General features: G+C 67.1%; 2 protein-coding genes. One reads left to right on the top strand and one right to left on the bottom strand.

The annotated features are described in order from the left end of the window. Positions 1–341: 341 nt before the first annotated feature. The gene (locus AB0G63_RS39065; protein ID WP_360760657.1) at positions 342–983 is read right to left on the bottom strand and encodes a DNA-3-methyladenine glycosylase; all 642 of its coding nucleotides are present in this window, start codon (positions 981–983) and stop codon (positions 342–344) included. 137 nt (positions 984–1120) lie between these two features. On the opposite strand from AB0G63_RS39065, the gene AB0G63_RS39060 reads away from it, so the two are divergent. After that, on the top strand, positions 1121–1903 hold the full coding sequence (locus AB0G63_RS39060) for a sporulation protein (RefSeq protein ID WP_360760655.1): 783 nt from the start codon (positions 1121–1123) through the stop codon (positions 1901–1903). Positions 1904–2001: the final 98 nt, after the last annotated feature.

Here is a 2001-nt window from a genome sequence, read left to right as displayed (position 1 = left end):
TGGCACGCTGTTGAGTTCTCAAGGAACGGTCGCTTCCTTTGTACTCACCCTCTCGGGCTTTCCTCCGGGCGCTTCCCTTCGGTCTTGCGTTTCCGGCTCTATCAGATCCTTTCGGGCCTGATTCCCTGTCGGCGGGGCCTTTCGACATTCACTACGTTAGCCGATTCCCTCGCCAACTCATAATCGAGTTCCGCCGGCTCGAATTCGGGCGCGCGAACACGCCGAATTCGACCCCGCTGAGGGGTGATCGTCAGGTAGTGGGTTGGCCGCTTCCGGCTGCAGGCGAATGCCGTACCCGGTTCAAGCGGCTCGGGCTACGTTACGCACCTTCACGGAGCGAGTCAACTTCGACGGCGGCGCGGCACATGGGCCCGGTACGGGCTCACGGTCGGATCGTCGCCGACCCAGAAGCGCCAGGGGTGGACACCGCCGTCACCCGCGACTCCGGTGCGCGGGCCGTTGAGGACCTGACCGGCGGACACCGGGGCACCCGTCACGATGCGCAGGGGCGTGTCACCGGGGGCGCACGCGTCCGTGCCGTTGAGTTCTCGGTCCACGTCCAGGGCCGTGGCCAGGCGGGCGGGGCCCTTGGCCAGTTCGTGCTCGGTCCGGGCCGAGATCCGGCGTTTGCGCGCGAGCTCGACGCCCTCGACGACCTCGCCGGCCCGGAGCAGGACCGCGCTCGCCCTGCCTTCCGGTCCGCACACCAGGTTCATGCAGAACCACATGCCGTAGGTGAAGTACACGTACACGTGTCCGGGCGGGCCGAACATCACGTCGTTGCGGGGCGTACGGCCGCGATAGGCGTGGGAGCCGGGGTCGCCCGGACCTTCGTAGGCCTCGACCTCTGTGAGGCGCACCGCGATCGGGCCGTCCGGGGTCGTGCGTACGAGGACGCGGCCCAGGAGGTCCGGCGCGACCTCGAGCACGGGGCGGTCGAAGAACTCCCTGGGCAGTGGCGTACGGTCCGGGGGCGCGATCATGGGGTACGAGCGTAGTCCAGACGGGTGGACGCCGAGGGGTGGCAAAGATTCGGCCGTCTTGCCAGGGTGTGGGGCGGAACCGGCCAGACCCGGATCGCGTTTGTAGGGATCAAGGGTCTACACGTAAGAGGAGAGTCATGGCGTTCAAGAAGCTGCTCGCGAGTCTGGGGGCCGGCGGAGCTTCGGTCGAGACCGAACTGACCGAGGTCAACGTCGTTCCGGGTGGCGTCGTCCAGGGCGAGGTGCGGATCCAGGGCGGGTCCGTGAACCAGAACATCGAGGGCCTGTCGGTGGCCCTGCGGGCGCGCGTCGAGGTGGAAGGCGGGGAAGAGGAGTACCACCAGAACATCGAGTTCGCCAAGCTGCAGCTCGGCGGTGCCTTCGAGCTCCAGGCGAAGGCGGTGCACTCGGTGCCGTTCGGGCTGGAGATCCCGTGGGAGACCCCGATCACGATGATCGACGGGCAGTCGCTGCGCGGGATGAACATCGGTGTGAGCACCGAGCTGGCGATCGCGCGTGCCATCGACCCCGGTGACCTGGACCCGATCAACGTGCACCCGCTGCCGGCGCAGCAGGCGATCCTCGACGCGTTCATCCAGCTCGGCTTCCGCTTCAAGAGCGCGGACATGGAACGCGGTCACATCCGGGGCACGCGGCAGCAGCTGCCGTTCTACCAGGAGATCGAGTTCTTCCCGCCGTCGCAGTACCGGGGGCTGAACCAGGTCGAGCTGAGCTTCGTGGCCGACGCGCACGAAATGGACGTCGTGCTGGAGATGGACAAGAAGCCGGGGCTGTTCAGCGAGGGCAGCGACACCTTCCGGTCGTTCCAGGTGGGTCTGCAGGACTACCACGGGACCGACTGGGCGGCGTACCTCAACCAGTGGCTGTCCGAGGTCGGCAGCAAGCGCAACTGGTTCTAGGCTCAATGCCGGTGACTTAGGTGGTGTGTGGTCTGGAGATCGTGAGGACTGCCGTGGCTGGTGGCGGCAGGTTGCGGTGTTCGGCTCGTTTGAGGGGC

Source organism: Streptomyces sp. NPDC020996 (assembly GCF_040641355.1).
Classification (GTDB): Bacteria; Actinomycetota; Actinomycetes; order Streptomycetales; family Streptomycetaceae; genus Streptomyces.
Note: the sequence above shows the minus strand (reverse complement) of the source record. Positions and strands in the feature narration are given on the sequence as shown.

What these genes read in the sequence shown, in the direction of transcription:
- AB0G63_RS39065 (WP_360760657.1), bottom strand. Translation starts at nt 983, where the DNA reads ATGATCGCGCCCCCGGACCGTACGCCACTGCCCAGGGAGTTCTTCGAC.
- AB0G63_RS39060 (WP_360760655.1), top strand. Translation starts at nt 1,121, where the DNA reads ATGGCGTTCAAGAAGCTGCTCGCGAGTCTGGGGGCCGGCGGAGCTTCG.